This window comes from Archangium sp., assembly GCF_057119385.1.
Genome location: NZ_DBNGVP010000051.1, coordinates 14,603 through 34,789 on the forward strand (window position 1 = coordinate 14,603; position 20,187 = coordinate 34,789).

Annotated in this window: 22 protein-coding genes; 9 read left to right on the forward strand and 13 right to left on the reverse strand. The window is 69.4% G+C overall.

All coding sequences use genetic code 11. The features are described from left to right. The first annotated feature begins 128 nt into the window (after nucleotides 1-128). Nucleotides 129-677 carry an imm11 family protein gene (locus AC16DP_RS11425; protein WP_329732957.1) on the forward strand — a complete coding sequence of 183 codons (549 nt, stop codon included), beginning with the start codon at nucleotides 129-131 and terminating at the stop codon, nucleotides 675-677. A 51-nt stretch (nucleotides 678-728) separates the two neighbouring features. On the opposite strand, the gene AC16DP_RS11430 is transcribed toward AC16DP_RS11425, so the two are convergent. Next, complete coding sequence (locus AC16DP_RS11430; RefSeq protein WP_329732958.1) at nucleotides 729-1,082, reverse strand: hypothetical protein; 354 nt, start codon at nucleotides 1,080-1,082, stop codon at nucleotides 729-731. 178 nt (nucleotides 1,083-1,260) lie between these two features. On the opposite strand from AC16DP_RS11430, the gene AC16DP_RS11435 reads away from it, so the two are divergent. Next, nucleotides 1,261-2,076 (forward strand): hypothetical protein, encoded by an 816-nt coding sequence (locus tag AC16DP_RS11435; RefSeq protein ID WP_329732959.1) that lies wholly within the window; start codon nucleotides 1,261-1,263, stop codon nucleotides 2,074-2,076. A 49-nt stretch (nucleotides 2,077-2,125) separates the two neighbouring features. Here the strand turns inward: AC16DP_RS11435 and AC16DP_RS11440 are convergent, their stop codons facing one another. The 4 genes from AC16DP_RS11440 to AC16DP_RS11455 form a co-directional block, all read right to left on the reverse strand. Beyond that, nucleotides 2,126-2,566 (reverse strand): hypothetical protein, encoded by a 441-nt coding sequence (locus AC16DP_RS11440; RefSeq protein ID WP_329732960.1) that lies wholly within the window; start codon nucleotides 2,564-2,566, stop codon nucleotides 2,126-2,128. Between the two features lie 130 nt (nucleotides 2,567-2,696). Further along, nucleotides 2,697-5,006, reverse strand: a complete 2,310-nt coding sequence (locus AC16DP_RS11445; protein WP_329732961.1) for an efflux RND transporter permease subunit — start codon at nucleotides 5,004-5,006, stop codon at nucleotides 2,697-2,699. Continuing rightward, nucleotides 5,003-5,758 carry a sterol desaturase family protein gene (locus AC16DP_RS11450; RefSeq protein WP_329732962.1) on the reverse strand — a complete coding sequence of 252 codons (756 nt, stop codon included), beginning with the start codon at nucleotides 5,756-5,758 and terminating at the stop codon, nucleotides 5,003-5,005. Before AC16DP_RS11450 ends, AC16DP_RS11445 begins: the two co-directional genes overlap by 4 nt. A gap of 333 nt (nucleotides 5,759-6,091) precedes the next feature. Then, the gene (locus AC16DP_RS11455; protein ID WP_329732963.1) at nucleotides 6,092-6,913 is read right to left on the reverse strand and encodes an SDR family oxidoreductase; all 822 of its coding nucleotides are present in this window, start codon (nucleotides 6,911-6,913) and stop codon (nucleotides 6,092-6,094) included. A gap of 142 nt (nucleotides 6,914-7,055) precedes the next feature. Here AC16DP_RS11455 and AC16DP_RS11460 point away from each other — a divergent pair, with 142 nt between their 5' ends. The 6 genes from AC16DP_RS11460 (at nucleotide 7,056) to rimO (ending at nucleotide 12,429) form a co-directional block, all read left to right on the forward strand. Beyond that, nucleotides 7,056-7,361 carry a hypothetical protein gene (locus AC16DP_RS11460; protein ID WP_329732964.1) on the forward strand — a complete coding sequence of 102 codons (306 nt, stop codon included), beginning with the start codon at nucleotides 7,056-7,058 and terminating at the stop codon, nucleotides 7,359-7,361. 53 nt (nucleotides 7,362-7,414) lie between these two features. Continuing rightward, entirely contained in the window at nucleotides 7,415-7,618 is a 204-nt protein-coding gene (locus tag AC16DP_RS11465; RefSeq protein ID WP_329732965.1) for a hypothetical protein, read from the forward strand. Nucleotides 7,619-7,721: 103 nt separating this feature from the next. Beyond that, on the forward strand, nucleotides 7,722-9,365 hold the full coding sequence (locus AC16DP_RS11470; RefSeq protein WP_329732966.1) for a ribonuclease J: 1,644 nt from the start codon (nucleotides 7,722-7,724) through the stop codon (nucleotides 9,363-9,365). A 17-nt stretch (nucleotides 9,366-9,382) separates the two neighbouring features. Next, nucleotides 9,383-9,880, forward strand: coding sequence for a YajQ family cyclic di-GMP-binding protein (locus AC16DP_RS11475; RefSeq protein ID WP_329732967.1), 498 nt, complete (start codon nucleotides 9,383-9,385; stop codon nucleotides 9,878-9,880). Nucleotides 9,881-9,882: 2 nt separating this feature from the next. Then, nucleotides 9,883-11,010 carry a DOMON domain-containing protein gene (locus AC16DP_RS11480; protein WP_329732968.1) on the forward strand — a complete coding sequence of 376 codons (1,128 nt, stop codon included), beginning with the start codon at nucleotides 9,883-9,885 and terminating at the stop codon, nucleotides 11,008-11,010. Between the two features lie 45 nt (nucleotides 11,011-11,055). Further along, nucleotides 11,056-12,429, forward strand: coding sequence for a 30S ribosomal protein S12 methylthiotransferase RimO (rimO, locus tag AC16DP_RS11485; protein ID WP_329733019.1), 1,374 nt, complete (start codon nucleotides 11,056-11,058; stop codon nucleotides 12,427-12,429). Nucleotides 12,430-12,447: 18 nt separating this feature from the next. On the opposite strand, the gene AC16DP_RS11490 is transcribed toward rimO, so the two are convergent. The 7 genes from AC16DP_RS11490 to rplU form a co-directional block, all read right to left on the reverse strand. Further along, entirely contained in the window at nucleotides 12,448-13,899 is a 1,452-nt protein-coding gene (locus AC16DP_RS11490) for a hypothetical protein (protein WP_329732969.1), read from the reverse strand. 158 nt (nucleotides 13,900-14,057) lie between these two features. Next, complete coding sequence (locus tag AC16DP_RS11495) at nucleotides 14,058-15,506, reverse strand: hypothetical protein (RefSeq protein WP_329732970.1); 1,449 nt, start codon at nucleotides 15,504-15,506, stop codon at nucleotides 14,058-14,060. A gap of 3 nt (nucleotides 15,507-15,509) precedes the next feature. Next, nucleotides 15,510-16,283, reverse strand: a complete 774-nt coding sequence (gene lolA, locus AC16DP_RS11500; protein ID WP_329732971.1) for an outer membrane lipoprotein periplasmic chaperone LolA — start codon at nucleotides 16,281-16,283, stop codon at nucleotides 15,510-15,512. 76 nt (nucleotides 16,284-16,359) lie between these two features. After that, complete coding sequence (locus AC16DP_RS11505; RefSeq protein WP_329732972.1) at nucleotides 16,360-17,049, reverse strand: TrmH family RNA methyltransferase; 690 nt, start codon at nucleotides 17,047-17,049, stop codon at nucleotides 16,360-16,362. Between the two features lie 4 nt (nucleotides 17,050-17,053). Further along, nucleotides 17,054-18,457 carry a GTPase ObgE gene (obgE, locus tag AC16DP_RS11510; protein WP_329732973.1) on the reverse strand — a complete coding sequence of 468 codons (1,404 nt, stop codon included), beginning with the start codon at nucleotides 18,455-18,457 and terminating at the stop codon, nucleotides 17,054-17,056. A 131-nt stretch (nucleotides 18,458-18,588) separates the two neighbouring features. Next, on the reverse strand, nucleotides 18,589-18,855 hold the full coding sequence (rpmA, locus tag AC16DP_RS11515; protein ID WP_047855918.1) for a 50S ribosomal protein L27: 267 nt from the start codon (nucleotides 18,853-18,855) through the stop codon (nucleotides 18,589-18,591). Nucleotides 18,856-18,915: 60 nt separating this feature from the next. Beyond that, the gene (gene rplU / locus AC16DP_RS11520; protein ID WP_329732974.1) at nucleotides 18,916-19,224 is read right to left on the reverse strand and encodes a 50S ribosomal protein L21; all 309 of its coding nucleotides are present in this window, start codon (nucleotides 19,222-19,224) and stop codon (nucleotides 18,916-18,918) included. Nucleotides 19,225-19,501: 277 nt separating this feature from the next. Here rplU and AC16DP_RS11525 point away from each other — a divergent pair, with 277 nt between their 5' ends. Further along, nucleotides 19,502-19,843, forward strand: a complete 342-nt coding sequence (locus tag AC16DP_RS11525) for a hypothetical protein (protein WP_329732975.1) — start codon at nucleotides 19,502-19,504, stop codon at nucleotides 19,841-19,843. Between the two features lie 50 nt (nucleotides 19,844-19,893). Here the strand turns inward: AC16DP_RS11525 and AC16DP_RS11530 are convergent, their stop codons facing one another. Then, the gene (locus AC16DP_RS11530) at nucleotides 19,894-20,169 is read right to left on the reverse strand and encodes a hypothetical protein (RefSeq protein ID WP_329732976.1); all 276 of its coding nucleotides are present in this window, start codon (nucleotides 20,167-20,169) and stop codon (nucleotides 19,894-19,896) included. Nucleotides 20,170-20,187 lie beyond the last annotated feature (18 nt).

The window sequence follows — 20,187 nt, forward strand, 5'->3', positions numbered from 1 at the left end:
CACCAACGCCCCGGTTCTTCGTGCTCCAGAAAGAGATGTGGGGGCCCCACGACACCACGTTCAGTTCCGGGCTACCTGTCAATACCGCGGAGGCGCCGCGGTGCCCTGCGTGCGGAGACATCATTGGCATGCGGCCATGGCTGCCGCCCTACCGAGGCGAAGTGACGCTACACGGCGAGGCATTCGGCGACTTCATCGAGGCGTCGGGCCATGACGTTCTCATCTCCGAGCGCATGGCCGAGGCTTTCCGAGCCGATGGGCTGACCGGCTTCCAAGGATTCCACCCGGTAGAGGTGCTGCGCGTGCGCCGCAGGCGCAAGAAGTCGCAGCCACTCCAAGTACCCTGCTACTTCGCCGTGACTGCCTGTTTCGGCCGCGCGGCCCTGGATGTGGCACACAGCCGCTTACGCATCCGCGAGCCGGTGACCTGCATGGAGTGCCGCTCCATCGGATTGAATACCATCCACGGATTCACCCTGGAGCCGGGCACATGGGCAGGTGAGGACGTGTTCCGCCCCCGTGGCAAACAGGGAAGCATCGTCGTCTCCGAGCGCTTCGCCGCGTTCATCCAACGCCATGCGCTGACGAACATGAAGTTGCTCCCCACGGAGGAGTACGTCTGGGATACGTCCCGCCTGGGACCCCCCACAGGAGCCCCAGTACTCCCTCTGGAGTAGTCCCAGGCAGCTCGCGTGAAGCAGGCCCGGGACCCACTCCAAGGCCCAGGCCTACGCCCGCAGCAACTGGCGTACGCCGAGCACCGTGTACGCCGCGGACAGTCCCGCCATCACCGACTGGGAGATGACGGCGGCGGGCCGCTCCAGCTTCTCCCCTCGGAGCAGGGCCGGCAGCAGGCGGAGGCCTCGCGCGGCCCCCAGGAAACCGAGCAACCCGACGAGCGCCGAGCCCCCCAGCACCCACCGCTGGGCGGACACGCGGCGCGACAACAGGCCCAACCCGAGCGCCGCCGAGCCGAAGCCCGCGGGGATGAGCGCCGTCTTGTGTTGCCTGCCCGTCGCGAGGAATCCCCCCACGCCGAGCGTCGTCAGCAGCGAGCCATACCCCAGCGTCCAGTTCTCCATGCCGCACCTCCTCGATTCCGGATCGTCCCGGCCCGCGGAATGTGCACACGGCCCGGACCCGCTGCCCGGGGCACTCACCGGTCCAGGAGGGTGTACGGTCCGTTGAGATTCCCTTATAATGGGGCTTCTCTTCGATTCCCCATCTACTCCCGCTCGCGCCCCCCGGAGGAGTGCCCCCATGTTGCTCGACCACTACATCGCCAGCTGCCTCGGCAACGCGCAGTACTACACGCAGAGCGAGCTGAAGGTGGGGAGCGTGCTCGCCGACAAGATTCGCGGCCGCATCCAGCTCTCCGAGGCGAACGTACAGGAGCTGGGCTTCAACCTGTTCTGGCTGTCCTCGAAGCTGTGGGCGGGGCAGTTCCTCCAGGGCTCGGCGTCCGGCACCACCATCAGCCTGGACACGACCAACGCCCGTCAGAAGCCCGGGTACATCGGCGACTTCCACACCCATCCCTACGAGAAGAAGATGGGCGGGGGCGCCAAGCTGCCCTTCTCGAATGGAGACCTGGTCGAGTACTTCGACAAGCCGCCCCTCCATCAGCCCATCAGCCTCCACTTCGTCGCCAGCTCGGACCAGCTCTACCTCATCGTGTTCCGCGGAACGCCCCCCGCCGAGCCGGACTTCACCGTGACCACTCCCGAGGTGGTCCGGCTGAACGAGCACATGATGAACAACGACAAGCTCTCCACGGCCTACATGAAGGCGGACTCCCTGACGGGCATGGCGAAGTGGGCGGCCATGAAGAAGGCGTGGGAGAACCACGCGCCCCAGGCGGCCGCCGAGTTCGCCGAGGACACGCTGCGCATGAACCTCGACCTGGCCAACCACCACGGCTACGAGTTCTACATGGGCTCGCTGGCGGGCACGGGAGAGGTGACGCTGACACTGCAGTCCCGGTACGTCTACTGCTCCACCGTCACCCGCGTCTTCTCCACGATGGGAGAAGCCTACGAGGCCCAGCGCCGCGCGGGCCCCATCACCCTGATGTGACCCGCGGAGCCCGTCACCCGAGGGCCCCTCGGGGAAGCCGTGGCTGGGGTCAGTCCCCCACCCGGGTGAGCGTGGCGTTCTGGAAGAAGGAGCCCGGGTAGCGCCGTCCCCACGCCGTGGCCGTCACGGTGCCCGCCATGTCGAACCGGCCGCTCCCGCCCGAGAACGAGAACGTTCCGCGCGTCAGGGTCACCGTGACGGAGAGGCCGTTGTCGCCGGGGTACGTGCAGGAGCCGCCCGGCCGGAGGACGGCCCGCTCCCCCTCCATGTCCGCGAGCAGCGAGCACCGTCCCGTGGCATCCGTGAGGAGGAGCTCCGAGTCCGTGCCCTCCGAGACACGGAAGGTGTCCGAGACCTGGGTGGAGGAATGACCGATGTCATGGATGCTGAAGTAGGCGGTGCCCGTCACCGCGTAGACACCGTGAAGCCGCTGACCGGAGGAGCCACACCCCAGCAGGGCGAACAGGAGGAAGAGAATCGACTGGCGCATGCGCCGCGCCCTGTGCAGAAGCCCTGCCACGCCTCCCGCGAGGCCTGTTCCGAGTGACACGCACGGCGAGCCGCTCCACCGGCCGTCCAGCAAGCGGGATGGGCATCGCGCCCACGGAACGGAGGGGCCTTCAGCACAGCGGGGAGCGCTCGCGAGGCGGGCCCAGCTCCGGCTTCAAGGCCATCAACAGCACCGGGCTCAGGAACGCATCCGCCAGGCCCGCCACCCACAGCGTCAGCCCGGTCAGCAGGCCCAGGTGGGCGATGCCCTCGAAGCGCGAGAGCTGCAACAACAGGAAGCCCCCCGCCACCGCCGCCGAGGTGACGAACATCGCCCGCCCGCACTCGCCCAGCGACTCCAGCGCCGCCTGCTCGTGGGGCTCGGCCGCGCCCTCCGCCTTCAGCCGCAGGTAGCGCCGCTTGAAGCGCACCAGGTACTGCAGCGTGTCGTCGTCGGCGATGACCAGCGCCATGCTCGCGATGATGACCGTGGACGGCTTGAGGCTGATGCCCAGCAGCGCCATCACGCCGAACAGCACCCCCACCGGCAGCACGTTGGGAATCAGGCCGATGAGCGCCAGCTTCGCGCTGCGCAGCACCAGGAAGAAGGCCACGAAGCTCACCGCCAGCGCGGACAGGAAGCTCTGGAGCAGCCCGCGCGTCAGCATGCCCGTCACGTGCTCGGTCATGGCCAGGTTGCCCGTCACCGTCGCCCGGTACCCCGCCGGCACCTCGCGCGACACGAAGGCCCGTGCCGACTCCACCAGCTCGTGCATCCGTCCCGCCCCCACGTTGGGCAGCAGCGCCACCACCCCCGCCGCGCTCCGGTCCTCCGACAGCACCGTGTCCAGCGGCTGGTAGCGTGCCAGCCGCGTCACCGCCTTCTCCGTCGTCTCCTCCGTCCGCTCGAGCAGCGCCGGCCCGAAGACCGCCTCGTACACCGGCTCCACCAGGCGGGGCAGGCTCACCACCGGTGGGTGCTCGGGCAGGGCCGCGAGGTACGCGTCCACCCGCTCCTGGAAGGCCATGGCCTCCGGCGACAGCGCCGCGCCCGCGCGAGTGCCCTCCGGCTCCAGGAAGATGGCCAGCGGCACCAGTCCACCGAGCGCGCCCTCCGCGTACGTCAGCTCGGCCGCGAGCGGCGAGTCCTGGCGCAGGTCATCGAAGACGCGGAACTCGTGCCGCAGCCGCGTCAGGGACAGCAGACTCAGCAGCGCCACCACCGCCGCCACGCCCACCACCCGCCGGGGGTGGTGCACCACCTGCCGCTCCACCCACGCCAGCACCGAGTCCAGGGGCCGCGTGCGCGAGGCCCGCAGCTCCCGCCGGGCCCGGTTCGCCGAGGCGCGCGAGCGCAACGTCAGCACCCACGGCAGCACCAGCATGTTGGCCGCCCACGCGAGCACCACGCCCAGGGCGGTGGCCAGGCCGAACTCCCACACGGCGGTGAGGCCGATGAAGCCCATGGAGAGGAAGCCCGCGGCGATGACGAGCTCGGTGGCCAGACAGGGCCCGGCGGCGGAGGCCATGGCCTCGGTGAGCGCCCGGGCGTATGGCGTCCCCGAGCGGCGGCGCTCCTCCAGGTCCGACAGCACGTGCACCGTGTCCGTCAGCGACACGATGAGGATGACGATGGGCGCGAACGAGGTGAGCACGCCGAAGGGGACGCCCACCCAGCCCATGGCGCCCACCATCCACATCCACGCCACCACCAGCGTCGCGGCGGTGGCCAGCACGGACCACACGTCCCGGTAGGCGAAGGCCACCAGCCCGAGGATGACGAGCAGCGCCAGGGGCAGCAGCCGCCCCATGTCCTCCTCCACCATGAGGGCCAGCATGGCGCGCACCGCCGGAGCCCCCGAGAGCGTCAGCTTCAGCTCCGGCCCCGCGTGGCGGGCCAGCAGCGCACCGGCCTGGAGGGAGAAGGCGCGCTCGGCGAGAATCCGCTCGGCCCCCGCTCCCGACGCGAGCGACACCTGCACCACGGACAGCTCCCGCGTGGGGTGCACCAGCACTCGGGCCAGGGGCTCCTTCCGGGCCCGCGCGAGCGCCTCCCGGAGCGCCTCCACGCCCGTGCGGGAGTCCTCGGGGAAGAGGAGCCCCTCCGCCGTGCGAGCCGAGGCCGGCCCCACCACGTGCCGCACCCGGGGCAGGCCGCGCAGCTCCTCCTCCAGCTTCGCCAGGGAGCCGAGCCCCGCGGGAGTGAAGACAGCGGGGCCCTCGGCGATGACGAACACCTGCGAGTCCTCGCCGGGGAAGGCGCGGCGGTAGCGATCGAAGTCCGCCTTGGCCGAGTCGCCGATGGGGTGCATGCGCTCGATGGAGGGGTCCATCGGCACGCGGGCGGCGCCCAGGCCGGCCAGCACACACAGCGCGAGCAGCCCCAGGCCGAGGAGCCCCCGGTGCGCCAGCAGGCGCTCGAAGAAGGAGAACCAGGTCACGAGCGCTGCCTACGCCAGGCCGAGAGGAAGTACAGCATCTCCTTGCGGTAGCCGAAGGGCTCGTGGGCCTGCGGTGGCAGCCCCACGGGGGCGGTGGCGGTCTCGGGCTCGGGCCAGTGCACGGTGCCGAAGACGACGTCCCACACCGTCAGCGTGCCGCCGTAGTTGCCCTTGCCGACGCGGCGGTGGTGGTGGCGGTGGTAGGCGGGGCTGATGATGAGCCAGTCCAACCACCCCAGCGAGTACCCACGCGCCGAGTGGTGGTACGTCAGCACCACCGAATACAGGGCGAAGTAGAGCTGCACGGACAGCGGGGAGAAGCCGAGTCCGGCCAGCAGCGCGACCAACGCCGTGCCCGACAACACGACCTCCAGCGCGTGCGTATGCGTCACCATCCAGACGCTGAAGTGCTCCTCGCGGTGGTGCTGGAAGTGGAAGCGCCAGAGGAAGGGGTGCTGGTGCTTGACCCAGTGGCTCGTCCAGCTGACGAGCTCGGCCACCAGCATGCAGGCCACGAAGTCCAGCACGGGAGGCAGCGTCCCGGGCCGCATGAGCGTGGGCAGGTGGGCGTGGAACCACGTGCCGGCGGACTGCACCAGCATCGTCGGGATGAAGCTGGTGAAGAAGAAGGCCCAGTTGCGGCGCCGCCTCGGCCCCGCCGCGAAGCTGTCCGCCCGGAACTGCGGATCGCGCAGCTCCAGGAGCACCAGTGCCAACATCGCCAGCGCCGTCCCGGTGTGAATCAGTCCCAACGTGTTCATCCACCAACAGAATTGCACGAGCCGGGCCGGGCCGCCCAGGGCCCCCCTCCCCCAGCCTCCCGGTGGTGGGGAGCACCCCCTGTGCAGGACGCTGTACGGGGCCGTGCAGAGATGGGCTCGAAAGGATTTCCCATGATGCTGGTCAGAAACATCGTGGTGCTTGGCGCTCCTCACAGGATGTGTGACGAGCCAGCCCGGAGGCGGCCCGACAGATAGAACCACCGGCGGCCCAGCTCCGCTCCGGCCCGTGCTCGCGGGCCAGCAACTCCCGGAGCAGCGCCGCCGCATGGGCCCCGCGAAGATGTTCGAGACGCGTCATCCGCCTCAGTCGAGGAAGAAGTCCTGCATCGGCTCGGTGCCGGGCTTCACCAGGTACTTGGAGAAGTCCTTCACGCCGGTCTCGCGCAGCAGGTCCTCGTCGATGAAGAAGTTGCCGGTGCTCGAGCGGCTGTCGCGGGTGAGGATGACGTGGGCCGCGTCGGCCATGATCTCCGGGGTGCGGCTGGCCTCCATCATGTCCTGGCCGCCGATCATGTTGATGGCCGCGGTGGCGATGACGGTGCGCGGCCAGAGCGCGTTGAAGGCCACGCCCCGGTCCCGGAACTCCTCCGCCATGCCGAGCACGCACATGCTCATGCCGTACTTGGCCATGGTGTAGGCCACGTGGTTCTCGAACCACTTGGGCTTCATGTTGAGCGGCGGAGACAGGGTGAGGACGTGCGGGTTCTTCGCCTTCAGCAGCTCGGGCAGACAGGCCTGGGTGGTGGCGTAGGTGCCGCGCACGTTGACGCCGAACATCAGGTCGAACTTCTTCATCGGCGTCTCCAGCGTGCCCGTCAGGCTGATGGCGCTGGCGTTGTTCACGAGGATGTCGATGCCGCCGAAGCGCTCCACCGTCTGCTTCACCGCGGCGTGGATCTGCTCCTCGAAACGGATGTCCACCATCAGGGGCAGCGCCTTGCCGCCGGCCTTCTCGATCTCCTCGGCGGCCGAGTGGATGGTGCCGGGCAGCTTCGGGTGGGGCTCGGCCGTCTTGGCGGCGATGACGACGTTGGCGCCGTCCTGGGCCGCGCGCTTCGCGATGGCCAGGCCGATGCCACGGCTCGCGCCGGTGATGAACAGGGTCTTCCCCTTCAGCGTGTTCACAGTGGGTCCTTTCTCCCGCCCGGTGGAGCGGGACGTTCAGCTCCCTGCGTACTTCGTCCCAGAGGGGAGCGCCAGCGGCTCGGACGGGTGCGACGCCCGGGCGGGTTTGACGGAAGCGCCCTCGTGGCTACGTTGAGTCCCGATGTCCGGTCCTCTGCACCACATGGCTCGCTGGATGAGGCTGGCGCTGGCGTGCCTCGCGCTCGTCGGGGCCAGTGCGTCGGCGCACACGCTCCCGACCGCCACGGCCGTGGTGTCCGTGCTCGTCGAGCAGTACGCGCCCGAGAGGCCCCGCACGGAGGTCCGGGCCCCCGTCCATCGCGAGCCCGAGTCCCAGCGAGAGGTGCGGCTCGACTCGCGTCCGCTGTCCACCGGTGGCATCCGCGAGACCCGTGCACCCGGGCCACCGCGCCGCCTCTTCCTCACGCATCGCGCGCTCCTCCACTGAGCCACTCCGGGGTCCCGTTCCTGGAGTGTGTCTTTCAGCTGGAGGAGTCCGTCATGACCTTGCTTCCCAAGGCCGTGCGCACCTTCGTGCGCGCCAGCCTTCGCCTTGCCTTTCGTGCGCTCCGCTTCCTCTTCATCCTGGGCCTGATCATGCTGCCCTCGCCCCTGACGGCCTGGGTCGTCGTCATCCTGGAGCCCCTGCGCCGCAACCTGCCGGCCGAGGTGCTCCGGAAGGAGGAAGAACCGCCGCCCCCGTAGACCCTCACGGAAGACCCTCACCCCAGCCCTCTCCCAGGGGGAGAGGGAGCGGGCGGGCGATTCCTGAGGCCGCCTGCCCCTTCGTGGCCATATATGTAGACGCATGCTCCACGTGATTCCCCTCGGAGGATTGGGCGAGATCGGCCTCAACGCGATGGTCATCGCCTGCCGTGGGGAGATGCTCCTCATCGACTGCGGGCTGATGTTCCCCCCCATCGGTACCCTGGGGGTGGACATCATCCTCCCGGACTTCACCTACCTCCGGCAGAACGCCTCCCTGCTCAAGGGCATCCTCCTCACCCATGGTCACGAGGACCATGTCGGCGCCCTGCCCTTCCTGCTCAACGAGGTGCCCGTCCCCGTCTACGGCACCCGCTTCACGCTGGGCATGGTGCGCCACCGGCTCCACGAGCTGGGCGTGGAGGCGGACCTGCGGGAGATAGAGCCCCGCAACCCCTTCCCCGTGGGCGCCCACTTCAAGGTCGAGGCCACCCGCGTCACCCACACCGTGCCCGATGCCGTGGGCTACGTCGTCCACACCCCCGAGGGCCCCGTCATCCACACCGGGGACTTCAAGCTGGACCCGGACCCCATCGACGGCCTGCGCACCGACCTCGAGCGCTGGGGCGAGCTCGGCGACCAGGGCGTGCTCTGCCTCCTGGCCGACTCCACCAACTCCGAGCGCACCCACGAGACGGGCAGCGAGCGCGAGGTGGAGCAGACCTTCGAGCGGCTCTTCCGCGACGTGCGCGGCCGCATCGTGGTGAGCATGTTCGCCTCCAACCTGCACCGCATCCACCACGTGCTGGACCTGGCCCGGACGCTGGAGCGCAAGGTGGTGACGATGGGGCGCAGCATGCTGCGCAACATCGAGATGGCCCGCGAGCTCGGCTTCCTCCCCTCCGTCACCGACGGGCTCTTCATCCCGCTCGAGGACGCGGCCAGGCTCCCCCCGGAGCGCGTGCTGGTGCTCGCCACCGGCTCCCAGGCCGAGCCCCGCGCCGGCCTCTCCCAGCTCGCCGCCGGAGACGGCCCCCTGCGCCTGGGCCCCGGAGATCTCGTCGTCCTCAGTGCCCGCGCCATCCCCGGCAACGAGCGCGCCGTGTCCGGCCTCATCGACCAGCTCCTCTGGCGCGGCGCCCGCGTCGTCTACCCGGACCTCGAGCCCGGTGTGCACGTGTCCGGCCACGCCAGCCAGCCCCAGCAGCGGCGGGTGCTGGACCTGGTGCGCCCCAGGAACTTCGTCCCCATCCACGGCGAGCTGCACCACCTCCACCGACACCTGGCCACCGCCCGGGAGTCCGGGCTGTCCCCCGAGCAGCTGCTGCTGGCGCAGGATGGGGACCTGCTCGTCTTCGAGGAGGGCCGGGGCCGCTTCTCGGGCAGCGTCCCCACGGGGCGCATCTACCAGGACCGCTTCGGCCAGGGGGTGGTGACGCCCGACATCCTCCAGGAGCGCACCCGCATCGCCGAGACGGGCTTCATCGTGGCGGCCCTGGTCATCGAGCGGGCCAGCCTGGCCGTCCTGGGGGGCCCCCAGCTGTCCGGACAGGGGCTCAACCTGGACGAGCAGGTGCTGCTGCCCCGGGTGGCCGAGGACGCACGGGCCTTCTTCCTGGAGATGTCCCAGCAACTCCGGGGGGATGACGCCCGGGTGCGGGAGGAGCTGGCCAAGGCGGTGCGCCGGGCCTTCAAGCTGTATACATCCAAGCGGCCCGTCGTGGTGCCGATGGTCATCAAGGTGTGATAAGGGCGCGAACTGCCATGCCTTCCTTCGACGTCGTCTCCAAAATCGATATCGCCGAGCTCGACAACGCGGTCAACCAGGCCAAGAAGGAGATCTCCACCCGTTACGACTTCCAGGGCGTCAACGGGGACATCGTCCTCGCCCCGGACAAGACGTCCATCACGGTGAAGGCCAACAGCGAGGAGAAGGTCCAGGCCGCCAAGGAAGTGCTCCTGAACAAGCTGGCCAAGCGCGGCATCTCGCTGCTGGCGCTGGAGTACGAGCCCATCGAGAAGACGGGCCTGTCCAACGTGAAGCAGCTCATCAAGCTGCAGCAGGGCATCCCGGTGGAGAAGTCCAAGGAGCTGGTGAAGCTGCTCAAGGACTCGAAGATGAAGGTCCAGGGCTCCATCCAGGCGGATCAGCTCCGCGTGACGGGCAAGAACAAGGACGATCTGCAGGCCGCCATGGCCCTCTTCCGGAAGGAAGCGGACAAGCTGCAACTCGACATGCAGTTCACCAACTTCCGGGACTAGCCGTGCGCTCACTCGTCGTTTCCGCCCTCCTCGCGGCGCTCGTGCCAGGGGCCGCCTCCGCCCAGGAGAAGAAGGAGCCGGCTCCCGCGAAGCCCCGCACGGTGAAGTCCGTGCCCTCGCTGCCGCGCGCGCCCAAGCTCGACGGCAACCTCAAGGACTTCCCCACCACACTCACGGTGAAGCCGCCGGCCTCCGTGGACGCGAGCGCCTCGTTCACCGCCCGCGCCGGGTGGCGCAAGGACACCCTCTTCGTGGGGGTGGAGGCCACGGACGATCAGCTCCAGGCCGCGGACGTGCTCACCCTCACCCTCTTCTTCCCGGACGCGGGCCTCACCGCCACCGGGCACGTCTTCCGCTTCGCCTTCGATGGCAAGCGCGCCTCGCCGCCGGACAGCGGCACCTCCCGGTACGCCCAGCAGCTGGTGGACGTGGGCGTGCAGCACAAGGACAACGCCCTGTCGCTCGAGGTGGCCATCCCCGCCCGGGCCCTGCCGCGCTTCCCCGCCGAGGAGCCGCTCACCCTCGACCTGTGCCTCACCTACGAGGACGTGGACGCGGCGGGCTCCACCCCCCCGGCCGTCTCCAACTGCAAGGGCGGCGGCATGGTGGGCGAGGTCCTCCGGCTGCCAGACGACTTCCGCAAGGGCCTCAAGCTGAAGCCCTCCAAGGGGGTCATCGGGCTCGAGGGACAGCCGGACGGCTGGCTGGGCTACGGCATCCTCCACTACCCGGACTGGGTGGAGGCGGACGAGCCCCTGACGCCCGAGCTGCTGGAGGTGCTGGTGGCCCCCCACACGGTGGACGCGGCGTCGGTGGGGGTGAATGTCCCCAAGACGCTCCTGCTGCCGAATGGAAAGACCCTGCTGGTGGTGTTGTCGGGCGAGAGCCCGTATACGGCCAACGGCACGTGTGACGGGGACAAGGAATTGCGCCTCGGCCTCTACCTCGTGAAGGGGAAGACGGCGCAACGGGTGCTCGAGTGGCCGGCCGCTACCTGTGCACTGGGACGAGCCACCTCGGTGGTGCTCGATGAAGAGGGCGCGTTGAGCATCGGTTACTCGAACGGCCCGACCATCAACTTTGCTTGGAGTGGCGACCACTTCGAGCGGACCGAACTCGGAAAGCGGTAAGGTAACGCCGTGCAGAATCCCCCAGAGACCAAGAGCCTCTACATGATGACCCTCGGCTGCCCGAAGAACCGGGTGGACTCCGAGGTGATGCTCGGCACCCTCAAGCAGCGGGGCTACTCGCTGGTGCAGGATCCGGCCGCGGCCCAGGTCATCGTCGTCAACACCTGTGCCTTCATCGGGCCCGCCAAGCAGGAGTCCGTGGACTCCATCCTGGAGATGGCCGAGTACAAGAAGTCGGGGGAGTGCAGCACCCTCGTCGTCACCGGCTGCCTCTCGCAGCGCTACGGCGCCGAGCTCTCCAAGGAGATGCCCGAGGTGGACCACTTCCTCGGCACGGGCGCCTACGCCCAGATTGGCGACTTGCTCGCCGCCGAGGCCAGCCCGCGTCAGGTGATTCCGGATCCGGACTACATCCACGACGCGCAGACGCCGCGCGAGAACTCGATGCCGTCGTACACGGCATACCTGAAGATCTCCGAGGGCTGCGACAACGCGTGCGCCTTCTGCATCATCCCCACGCTGCGCGGTGGCCAGCGCTCGCGGCCCATCGCGGACATCGTCGCCGAGGCCCAGCGCCTGTCCGAGCAGGGCGTGCAGGAGCTGAACCTCGTGGCGCAGGACCTGACGGCCTACGGGCATGACCTGCCCGGCAAGCCCAAGCTGCATGACCTGCTGCGCGAGCTGGTGAAGGTGGACGTGCGGTGGATCCGCCTGCACTACGCCTACCCGCGCGTCTTCACCGACGAGCTCATCGAGCTGATGGCGACGGAGAAGAAGATCGCCCGGTACCTGGACATGCCGCTGCAGCACGCGAGCGACAAGCTGCTGCTGTCGATGAAGCGCGGCCGGGACAGCAAGTTCCTCAAGGAGCTGCTGACGAAGCTGCGCGCGCGGGTGCCGGGGCTGGTGATGCGCACCTCGATGATCGTCGGCCTGCCCGGCGAGACCGAGGAGGACTTCGAGCTGCTCAAGGAGTTCGTGAAGGAGCAGCGCTTCGAGCGGCTCGGCGTGTTCCAGTACTCGGACGAGGAAGGCACGGCCGCGTACGACTACGAGAACAAGGTGCCGAAGCAGACCATCGAGCGCCGGTGGCGCGAGGTGATGGCCATCCAGAAGCGCATCAACCGCGAGCAGAACAAGAAGCTCGTGGGGCAGCGCATCGAGGTCCTGGTGGAGGGCCCGAGCGAGGAGTCCGAGCACCTGCTGGTGGGCCGCCACGAGGGCCAGGCGCCGGAGATCGACGGACTGGTCTACATCAACGACGGCCTGGCCTACCCGGGCGAGTTCGTCACCGTGGAGGTGACGGAGGCGCACGACTACGACCTGATCGCCAAGGTGGTGGAGCGCCCCAACCCGAAGGACCGCGTGCACAAGCCCCGCGAGTCCTTCCCCATGCCCGTGGTGACGTCGCAGCGCTGACGTCCCCGCGGTAGAGCCTCAGCGCCGCTCCAGGCGGCGCCACGAGCCCGCGCGCCCGGTCTCCTCGAAACCCGCGAGGGTCCCGGGCAGCGGCGCATCCCCGTACACCAGCAGGGCGCTGAAGGGCGCCAGCTGCTCCTCGGAGCCCGCGTCCATCCACTGGGGCAGCGATTGGCCCGGACGGAAGCGCACCGGCTGGTGGTCCGCATCGGCGAAGAAGTGGTGCCCCACCCCGCCCTGCGTCGCCGTCCACCACTGGCCCAGGTGCTCCAGGTACACGAGGCGGCTCCCCTGGGCCCGGTTCCCCACGAGCGAGACGTAGCCGTGCACCCCCGGCGGCGGAGGGCTGGCGATGAGGGTCTCGAGTCCCGCCACCTCCTGCTTGAAGCGCCAGTGGTAGCGCGCCGTCTCGGCGAGTGAAGCCACCACCACGAGCAGCAGCACGAGCCGCAGCCGCCGGTCGATGCGCGCCGGGTCCACCAACACGAGGGCGACGATGCCCGCGAGCACGGGCAGCCGCACGTGGATGAGCCACGCGCCCGAGAGCGCCTTGGGTGTCACCAGGAAGAGCGCGCCCAGCGCGAGGAAGAGCACCCAGGGAGCACGAGGCTCCTCGCGCCGGTGGCGCAGGTAGGCCAATACGAACACCAGCGTCACCAGCACCGGGCCGATGACGGCGAGACGGCCCTCGGGGCGGTAGTTGCGCAGGAGCCAGTTGAAGTGGGAGCCCCAGCCGTAGTCTGAGGCCATGTGGTTGCCGGGGGTGACGGCCCTCGACGCGAGCGTCAGCACACGGGTCGCACACAGGGCCAGGGGAAGCGCGAGGCCCGCGGCGGCGAGCCCTATCGCCCGTCTCCGATCTTCAGAGGTGAGCGCGAGCGCGGCCACGCCGACACAGAGGGCTCCGAAGGCGACGAGGTGCGAGAGCATCGTCGCCGTGGACAGGAGCGCGAGCCCCACCACCGCGCCCACCATGCGCCCGGAACCGCGCAGCGCGTGCAGGTAGAGCGCGAGCGAGAGCAGGGCGAGCGGCAGGGAGAAGAGGCTCGGCAGGAAGCCGTACCAGTAGGAGATGTTGAAGGCGAACGGGAGCCCGAACACCACCGTCCACGCGGGCCGGTGCAGGACGCGCGTGAACGCCAGGTGGGCCAGGGGGAAGAGCATCAGGGCCGTCCAGGCCGCCAGCCGCGCGGCGAAGGCCCCATTCGTCAGCAGCGTCACCGGCAGGAATAGCCAGATGGGCAACCCGTAGCCGAGCGGGAAATGCGCCTCGTAGTAGGCGGACACCTGGGGATTGCCCCGGACGAGCTCCGCGAGCGTCTGCATCTGGGCCGCGTGGGCGGGCAGATCGACGGCGGGCGGGATGCCACTCACGCACCACGCGGCGAAGATGCCCCAGGCTCCCAGCAGGAGGACGATCTTCCAGGACTCGCGCGGGGAGACGGGTGCGTCCAGCGGCTCTCGGGACATTTCCGCTCGCCTTATACCGCTCCTGTCCTCCTGGCGAACTCCTCGGGGAACACACTCCAGAGGGGAACCCGGGGTCCGTGGCACCCTCACCCCGTCCCTCTCCCGGAGGGCGAGGGGATATCTGGGAGACAGTGAGGACTTGTGGCGTCGGGGTTCAGCTACCTCGGATCCTCGGGCTCCTGCTCGCGCTCCTTCTTCGTCGGCGGCTTCGACGTCTTGCTCCGCTGGGGCACCGCCACCGCGTCTCCCAAGGGCGTCGGCTGGCACTCGCACACCGTGCGCCGCGTGCTCCCCTGGTGCACGAAGATGCAGGCGTTCGGACACTCCTGGAGCTGCCCTTCTTCGAACAGTGCCAGCGCGTATCCGCGCACCGACTTCAGGGCCTCGGCGCACTCGGGCATCGCCTGCGTCAGCCTCGGCCACGGCACCAGGTGTTGGGTCGTCACGCCCCGGCTCGTGGGCGAGAACGAGAACCCCACCTGGCAGTCCAGCGTCAGCGGCTTGCCGTCCTCGCCCAGTGGTTCCAGGTGCACCCGCCCTCCCTCGGGCAGGTCGCGAAACACCGCGCTCGTGAGCGCCCCCCGCCCGTCCGCCCCCCGCCGCACGTGCAGCCCGAAGCAGGACTCCTCGCGCGCCTCTTCCGGATTCTGGGAGCCCGGACGCGCGCAGCGCTGGCGGCCCTCGACGCTCTGCACGCGCGGCCGGCGCAGCACCAGCGTGTCGCCCTGCACGTCCACCATGGTGCGGAAGCGTCCCCAGACGTCCGGCCCCAGCCGGCCCAGCGTGGTCGGGTTCCTCCACCCCACTCCAGCCTCCAGCACCAGCGGAGTCACCCCCACGCCCGAGGTCACCTCCACCGCGTCCACCAGGAAGGCCCTCGGCGGCAGGTTGGCCGCCGTCTCCAGCGCCTGGAGTCCCTGCGCCTCCGCGGCCCCCATCGCGAGCCGCGAGAAGGGCTCGCGCGAGCCCAGCACGAAGGGGCCCGTGAGCGCCGCCTCGCCCTGCGTCACCCGCGCCGCCAGCAGCGGCCAGTCACCCACCGGATCCCTCGCGAGCTCGAGCCGGTGCACCTCCTCGGCCGGGTCCCCGCCAGCGGCGGCCGCGTCGGCGAGGTACTCCGCGCGCGGGCGAGACTTCTCGAAGGAGATCTCCCGGCGCAGCGGGTCCACCGTGAACGCATAGGCGGCGAGCACATCGGCCCCGAGCGTCACCGCGCAGGCCCGCTCATCGGTGAGCCCCATGCCACGAGGCCCCAGGTTGATGCCGCCCACGCGCAGGCCCGGCAGGCGCACCAGCGGCCAGTCACGCAGGGCCCCGGGCACGCCGTAGACATCCGGCACACGCGCGGAGCCCATCACGGGCGGAGGCGGCTTCTTCGCATCCCAGCAGGCCGAGGACACCGCCGAGAGCGCCCGGGCCACGTCCAGCACCACCGGCACCGCCCGCCCATTCAACTGCCCCTCCACCACGAGCCGCAGGTTGGGCGAGGGCAGCAGGGGCAACGTCTGGCCCACGAGACTGCCCGGGGCCTCGGGCGCGGCGGGGCCCGCCCCCCGGTGACACCCGGCGAGCAACAACAGCAGGGCCCCGAGACGCGCGCTCCTCACCGGCTACTTCCGCGGCTTGGTGAAGTCGTCGATGCGCGTGCCCTCGGGCGGGTTGATCTTGAAGGCATCCGCCCCGACGCCCACGTTCGTCTTCAGGTTGAGGAAGGCGATGGCGTTCTCGCTGCCGTCCGGATCCACCACCGTGCTCTTCAGCACCTGCGCCGTCTTCGGATCCACCTCCAGGCGCACCTGCTGGAAGCGCGGGTCCGGCTTGAGCGGGTCCAGCACCAGCAGCGTGCCCTTGCAGTCCTTGCAGGCGCCCTTGCTGATGGAGAACTCGTCCGCCAGCTTGCCCTGGCCGAAGAGGAACGTCACCGACGCGGATAGCTGGCTGGTGTCGATGCGGCCCACGCTCAGCGTCTGCGCCTCGGGGTCGTACGCGTACACCTTCTCGCCGGCCAGCACGAAGGTGCGCGCCGAGGGCTTCAGGTACTCCCAGCGCATCAGGCCCGGCTTCTTGTAGATGACCGTGCCCGTCGAGGACTGCGTGCGCCGCAGGGCCTTGTACTTGTAGTCCTGCTTGAACTCGGCCGAGAAGTCCTGCGTCTTCTCGTAGAAGGACTGCATCCGCTCCACCAGCTCCTTCACCTCCGGAGCGACCTTCTTGTCCGCGGCCTTCGGGGCCTCGGCGGCCTTCGGCGCTTCGGCCTTGGGAGCGGCAGGAGCAGGGGCCGGCTGAGCGGGCGCCTGGGCGACCACCTGGTGGGCGACGGTGGTGGGCACCGGGGCAATCACCGGCGCGGCGAGCAGGGTCACGAGCAGCTTCTCGAGGTACATGGCTTGAGCTCTCTCCAGGCGGGCGAGCCGCCCGCGAATCCAACTGTACCTACAGACGGGGCGCCCGGCCCGGCATTCAAGGCTTGGAGGGGGGCGCCTTCTTGAAGATGCGCTTCCGTTGTTTCACGGCGAGCACATAGAAACGGTCACGCAGCACCTGGGCCTCGGCCTCGGTGAGGTCTCCCACGCGCCCGAGGTGCTCCTCGCGCCAGGAGATGACCCGGGTGACACAGGCCGACACGGCGGCGGAGATGTTCAGGCTCTGGCTGAAGCCGCGCATCGGAATCCAGAAGGTGCCATCCGAGCCGTCCAGCACCTCCTGGCTCACCCCTTCCCGCTCGTTGCCGAAGACGAGGGCGATCTTCGAGTCGAAGCGCATCGAGTACAGGCTGGTGGCGTCCTCGCGGATGGCCGAGGCGTAGATGGAGAAGCCCCGCGACTTGAGGTGCTCGCGGCACGAGGCGAAGTCCTTGTAGAGCTTCACGTCGAGCCACTTGTCGCACCCCTGCCCCACCCGCGAGTTGGGCATGAAGGGCGCCGCGGGGTTGACGATGACATGCACCTCCTGGAGGCCATTGGCCTCGCAGGTGCGCAGCACCGCGGCGATGTTGAAGCTGTCCTCCAGCCGATCCAGCACGATGGTGAAGGTGCGCGTGCGCTGGGAGATGACCTTGTCGATCTTCTCCTTGCGCACGTCGAGCAGCAGCGACTCCGCGTCGATCGGAGCCTTCTCGAGCTTCTCGTAACGGGGGCCGCCACCAGCCATCGCGTCAGGACCTCCGGGCCCGCTTCGGCGCGGCCTTCTTCGCCGCCGCCCTGCGCGCCGGTGCCTTCTTCGCCGCGGCCTTCTTCGTCACCACCCGCTTCGCCGCCGCCTTCTTCGCGGGCGCCTTCTTGGCCACGGCGGCCTTCTTCGCGGGCGACTTCTTGGCCACCGCGGCCTTCTTCGCCGGAGCCTTCTTCGCCACCACCGCGGCCTTCTTCGCGGGCGCCTTCTTCACCGCCGCCGCCTTCCTGGCAGGAGCCTTCTTCGCGGGCGCCTTCTTCTCCGCCGCGGCCTTCTTCGCGGGGGCCGTCTTCACCACCGCCGGAGCCTTCTTCGCGGGGGCCGGAGCGGTCTTCTTCTCCGCCCGGGGCTTGGGCGGCGGCTCCACGTGCAGCTTGTCCGTACGGCCGGTGAAGAGCACCTCGGCCACCGCGTCCAACAGCGGCTGCATGCCCAGGCCCGTGGCGCACGAGACGGGGAACACGGCGATGCCGCGCTTGCGCATCTCCTCCGTCAGCTTCCCGAGCCGCTCCTGCGCGTGCGGCAGATCCAGCTTGTTGGCGGCCACCACCTGGGGCTTGCGCGACAGCTCCTCGCTGTACTTGCGCAGCTCCTCGTTGAGGACGTCGAAGTCCTTGAGCGGCTCGCGGTCCTCGACCTCGGTGCCCATGTCCAGCAGGTGGATCAGCACCTTGCAGCGCTCCACGTGCCGCAGGAACTGGTGCCCCAGCCCCACGCCCTCGCTGGCGCCCTCGATGATTCCGGGGATGTCCGCCATCACGAAGGACAGGCCGTCCTTGTACTGGACCAGGCCCAGGTTGGGCACCAGCGTGGTGAACGGGTAGTCGGCGATCTTCGGCCGCGCCCGGCTCACGATGGAGATCAGCGTGCTCTTGCCCGCGTTGGGGTAGCCCAGCAGTCCCACGTCGGCCAGCAGCTTCAGCTCCAGCCGCAGGGTGCGCTCCTCGCCCTTGGTGCCGTCCTGGGCGAAGCGCGGCGTCTGCCGCGTGGAGGTGGCGAAGTTCATGTTGCCCAACCCGCCCCGGCCGCCCTTGCACACCACCGTGCGCTCGCCGGCCGTGTTCAGGTCCGCCAACACCTCCTCGGTGTCCACGTCGCGGATGATCGTCCCCACCGGCACCTTGAGGAGCAGATCCTCGGACGAGCGGCCATTGCAGTCGCTGCCCATCCCGTTCTCGCCATTCCTGGCCCGGTGGTGCTGCTGGTAGCGGTAGTCCAGCAGCGTGGTGAGCTGCGGATCGGCCTCGAAGATGACCGAGCCGCCGTCTCCCCCGTCACCCCCGTTGGGGCCGCCGCGATCGACGTACTTCTCCCGGCGGAAGGCAACGGCCCCGTTGCCCCCGTCTCCGGCCTTCACGAAGATGCGGACTTCATCGACGAATTTCATCCCAGACCCCAGAAATGCGGAACGGGCCGCCTCCACGTCCCACGCCAGGAGGCGTATGGACCGGGAGCGACCCGCTCACGAGGCAAACGGGGAACCGGCCAGGCCGGCTCCCCTTTCAGACGACGCGCGGACTAGGCGCTCGTCTGCGCCGGGTGCACGGAGACCTTCTTGCGGTCCCGGCCCTGGCGCTCGTACTTCACCACTCCGTCCACCGTGGCGAAGAGCGTGAAGTCACGACCGAGCTTCACGTTGGCGCCCGGGTGGATCACCGTGCCGAGCTGCCGCACGAGGATGCTCCCCGCGCTGACCGTCTCGCCGGCGAACACCTTCACGCCACGGTACTTCGGATTGGAATCGCGACCGTTGCGCGAAGAACCCTGTCCCTTTTTATGAGCCATGACACCGATTCCTGATGAGGCCGGCGCGCCTCACAGCGCTCCGGGAAGTTGTGACCCGGACTAGCCGGAGATGGAGGTCACCTTGACCTCGGTGTAGGGCTGACGGTGGCCACGGCGGCGCGTCCAGCCCTCCTTCTCCTTGCGGAAGTGCAGCACCTTGCGGTGCTTGTCCTGGGCAAGGATCTTGCCCACGACCCTGGCGCCCGACACGGTCGGCCGGCCCACCTTCGGGCTGTCCGTCCCACCGAGCATCAGGACATCGTTGAAGGTCACCTCGGCGCCGATGTCTCCCGTGACCTTCTCGATCCGGAGCACGTCGCCCTCGGCCACGCGGTACTGCTTCCCGCCCGTGCGAATGACTGCGTACATCGTTGAACCCCTGAGTTTTGTTCCGGGTTGATTCAACCCGTGAAAGGCCGGCGTGCATTTCGGACGTCGAAAACCGTCCTACGATGCAAAGGTCGCCCGATCTACGGGAGAAGGCCAGGGGAGTCAAGGCAGATAGCACGCGGTGGCGCACGGAGTGCACTCCCGGAGCCCCCACCCCTCGCCCTGCCCACCCGTGGACAGGCGGTACTCCCCAGCCCGCCCGGCCGCCTGCCCCGCCGCCAGGCTGGGCCCTCCCCTTCTACAAGGAGTGGCCCCGATGCGGAAGTCCGGATGGATGCTCGCCCCCCTGGCCGCCGTGGCGCTCCTGGGAGGGTGCCGGAGCACGGCCTGCGAGGATCTGGCGGAGGCCTACGCCGAGGTGGCCCGGAAGTCCCAGCCCTGCGTGGAGCAGGCGCCCCTGCCCGCCTTCGAGGCCGCCCGGTGCGAGCAGAACCTCCAGGAGTGCGACGGGGACGACCTGGCGCAGTTGGAAGCCCAGGTGGAGTGCTACCAGGGGCTCGGCACCTGCAACCCCGAGCTGCCGAAGGCCTTCTTCCAGGCCCTCAGCACCTGTGACGGCTACGCGCTCAGCAATACCTGCGAGGCGGCCATCTTCTAGCCCGGCGGCCCCTGGACGAGCGCCAGGAGCCCACCAGACCGAAGGGCTTCTCAGCAGTTCGGCACGTTCTGGAAGCAGTTCACGAAGTTGGTGCAGGACTGCAGCTCGAGGCAGTCAGCCGTCTGCTTGTCCCAGTCCGCGCGGTCCGACGAGGTGAGGTTGTCCGTGCACTTGGTGTACTGCTCCGTGCACTCGTCCGCGCTCAGGCCCGCCGGGAGGAAATTGCACTCATCCGCGCGCTCGCAGAACCGCTGCTCGGTGGAAGCGCAACCAACGGCGAGACTGCAGCAGGCGACGGCCACGGCCATCCGAATCCGGAACATCATGGGTCTTCCCTCCCTCAT